Here is a 2,445-nt window from a genome sequence, read left to right as displayed (position 1 = left end):
CATTCCTATGTAAGCGTCCGTTTTAGGCCGTATTGCTCATACCTTAAATTTTTGCGAGCTTTACAGAAAAACTCTATAAGGTATAATTATGTTTAGTTAGAACGAAAGCAATCAGATTTTGCTGTTTGACTCGCCAGTCGACATGCGGCTGGGCGTCAACCGTATGTGCGGTCATGTTAATGAACAAGGGTTTACTCCGACCGATGGCCGCGTCTACGCATTCATGGGCCGCACCCGAAAGACGATGAAGCTGCTGCATTGGGAACGAGGTGGGTATGTGATGTACTACAAGCGCCTTGAGACCGGCCGCTTCTCCCACAAAGCCTTTGCAGGTACCAACAGATTCCGTGCCGTGAGATGGGACGAGCAGGTGCTCCTGATGGAGGGGATCTCGACCAAAGCCCATCGACGGAAGCGTTTCCAGATAACCCCGGAATGTACTGAAAAAGAAAGCAAAAAGGCTGAAAATACTACTGTAAAAGTTTGGTTATCTCGCTGAAAATCAGTATCTTTGTAGTATGAAAAATGACCAGAACACGGGCAAGAAAAAAGCCACATACGAGCAGCTTGAAGCTAAGGTTGAGACGCTGGAAGCTGACAACAAGGCTTTGCGGGATGCGGTCCAGGCGGACAAGAAGCGCATCGCCTGGCTTGAGCGTCAGCTTTTCGGATCGAAAAGCGACAAGCTTAAGGTCAAGGCGGCTGACCCTATCTGGCCAACACTTTTTGACGACCAATTCGAGAAGGCCATTGCCGAGAAGGACAAGGCTATTGAGAAAGCCGTAGAGGAGATAAAGAAGGAGTCCGAGAAGCGTCGCAACAAGGCCAGGAAGAAGTCCAATCGTCCTGCAAAGTACCTGTATTATGGTATTGAGGAGCGCACGACCACCATCATGCCCGAGGGCATCAACCCCGATGAGTACGACATCATCGGTCAGGATGTCACGCATGTGCTTCACCGTGAACCGGCCAAGGTGTGGGTTGAAAATATCGTAAGGCCTATATGCCGCCGCAAGGGCGAGGTCGGAAAGGCAAGTCCCGACATCAAGCAGGCTCCTGCTCCCCGTGCGGTCATCGGCGGCAATCACGTCGCAGCCGATTTCCTCGCAGCCCTCATAAACGACAAGTACCACTACCATATTCCCGAATACCGTCAGGTGAAGCGCCTTGCGGAAATGGGAGTGCAGCTCTCCACGTCAACCGTGAACGAATGGGTTCACGCCGCGGCCAACCGCCTCTATTGCATCTATGAATGCCAGGCAGAGGCAGTCAGAAGAAGTGCCTACCTGCAGATTGACGGCGTGCCGTGGAGGATAGCGGACCAGGAAGGCAAATGCCGGAGAGGCTACGCATGGCAGTTCAGAGACACCACGGACAACAGCATCGGACTCTACTTCTATTATCTGAAGGGATCCCGTGGCGGAGCAGTAGCGAGGGCTCAATTGAAAGGCTATCATGGCGCAATCCAAGTAGACGGCTTCGATGTTTACGATTACTTCGAAACCGATGACGGAATTGACGTGCTAGGCTGCATGGCCCATGTCCGACGCAAGTTTATAGACGCACAAAGCTATTTCCCGGAACTCGCAGCAGAGGCTGTGAGGCGGATAGATCTGCTCTATAGTCTGGAGAAGAACCTGGAAGACCGTAATGCCTCTTATGAAGAGATACGGAAGGAAAGGCAGGAGAAGGCCTTGCCCATTATGGATGCCATGGAGACGTGGATGGTGGCTGCCAGCACGAAGTGCACCCCGGCCAGTTCCCTCGGCAAGGCCCTGGACTATGCCTACAAGCTGTGGCCCAGGCTGATGCGCTATGCCAATAACGGAATGTATCATATAGACAACATAGACGTGGAGAGAGGCCAGAGACCAACAGTGATCGGACGCAAAAACTACCTTTTCTCCCAGAATGACAGAGGCGCCGAAGACAATGCCATCTTCTACACCCTGGTTGAGTCTTGCGAGATAGTCGGGGTAAATCCCCTGGAATATCTGACTTATGCTCTGAATAACGTACGGGACAACATGCCCGAAGAAGAATTAGTCAGGCTGCTTCCATATAAATACAAAGAAATCCAAGAAAAGAGCCAAGGGAAATAACCAAATTTTTCCTTGGCTTTTTTCTTGGATTTTAAACAATATTATATAACGGCTTGTTTCGCATGCTTACCCAACTTCATCAAGACGGGTAATCCCAATGGTCTCGGTCTTGTCAGTTGGCCTGCGACCAATGGCAAGGAGGTGGAGCCCATACTGCAACTCGATGTCAACAGCTTCGTGGAGCAGGATGCCAAGCGGGAACAACGCAACAAGACGATTGTAATCGGTATCTTTGCACCAACAAATTTCAGAAATTAGCAATGTAGCAGATTTCGGAAAAATGAATGTAGCAGATTTCGGAAATTAGCAATGTAGCATTTCCGGCAAATAAGGATGCAACATT

General features: G+C 50.3%; 3 protein-coding genes. All 3 read left to right on the top strand.

Going from position 1 to position 2,445, the window contains the following annotated elements; translation table 11 throughout:
* Nucleotides 1–118: 118 nt before the first annotated feature.
* Genes tnpB through FYJ73_RS15495 form a run of 3 tightly spaced genes read left to right on the top strand, consistent with a single transcriptional unit; the run spans nt 119 to nt 2,360 of the window.
* Nucleotides 119–499 (top strand): IS66 family insertion sequence element accessory protein TnpB, encoded by a 381-nt coding sequence (gene tnpB, locus FYJ73_RS15505; RefSeq protein ID WP_262885132.1) that lies wholly within the window; start codon nt 119–121, stop codon nt 497–499.
* A gap of 19 nt (nt 500–518) precedes the next feature.
* Nucleotides 519–2,102, top strand: a complete 1,584-nt coding sequence (gene tnpC, locus FYJ73_RS15500) for an IS66 family transposase (protein ID WP_154535643.1) — start codon at nt 519–521, stop codon at nt 2,100–2,102.
* Between the two features lie 24 nt (nt 2,103–2,126).
* Complete coding sequence (locus tag FYJ73_RS15495) at nt 2,127–2,360, top strand: hypothetical protein (protein ID WP_154535642.1); 234 nt, start codon at nt 2,127–2,129, stop codon at nt 2,358–2,360.
* Nucleotides 2,361–2,445: the final 85 nt, after the last annotated feature.

It is taken from the genome of Hallella mizrahii, from assembly GCF_009695775.1.
Lineage (GTDB): Bacteria > Bacteroidota > Bacteroidia > Bacteroidales > Bacteroidaceae > Prevotella > Prevotella mizrahii.
Note: the sequence above shows the minus strand (reverse complement) of the source record. Positions and strands in the feature narration are given on the sequence as shown.